Origin of the sequence: Pseudomonas sp. K5002, assembly GCF_013386655.1 — a bacterium.
Lineage (GTDB): Bacteria > Pseudomonadota > Gammaproteobacteria > Pseudomonadales > Pseudomonadaceae > Aquipseudomonas.
The window spans coordinates 1-640 of record NZ_JACARK010001669.1; the positions used below are offsets into that span (position 1 = coordinate 1).

The following is a 640-nucleotide window of genomic DNA, read 5'->3' on the forward strand; positions in this document are numbered from 1 at the left end:
ACCTGGGTGAGCGCACGGTGCACGCAGCGCTGATGGCCACCCACGCAAGCCTGACCCGGTTGCTCAGTCACGAACATGCGCCACTGGCCCTGGCCCAGCGTTGCAGCGGGCTGCCGGCCAATACGCCGCTGTTCAGCGTGCTGTTCAACTATCGCCACAGCGCCCCGCACGCTGGCGGCGTAGCCGAGGCGTGGCAGGGCATGCAGGTGCTCAAGGCCGAGGAACGTACCAACTTTGCGCTGTCCCTGAGTGTCGATGACCTGGGCGACGGGTTTGGCTTTGACGCCATGGGGCAGGGCGCGCCACGCCTCTGCGAGTACCTGCATGTTGCCCTGGAGCAACTGGTGCAGGCCCTGGAACAGAATGCAGGGGGCTCAATCAGCCAACTGTCGATTCTGCCGGCGGCGGAGCGTGAAAAACTGCGGATGGAATTCAACGCCACCCAGCGCGAATTCCCTCACGAACATACGGTGCAGCGTTTGTTCGAAGCCCAGGCGCAGGCACGCCCGGGTGCTATCGCAGTGGTGCATGGTGAACACACCCTGAGTTACGGCGCGCTGAACACCCGCGCCAACCAGTTGGCGCACCACCTGCGCAACCTGGGCGTGCAGCCCGGCGACCATGTGGCGATCCTGTTGCC

The 640-nt window shown here is 65.0% G+C and carries 1 protein-coding gene; it reads left to right on the top strand.

Going from position 1 to position 640, the window contains the following annotated elements:
• A partial coding sequence (locus tag HX846_RS38610; protein ID WP_178967627.1) for an AMP-binding protein occupies window positions 1-640 on the top strand: 640 nt, incomplete at both ends.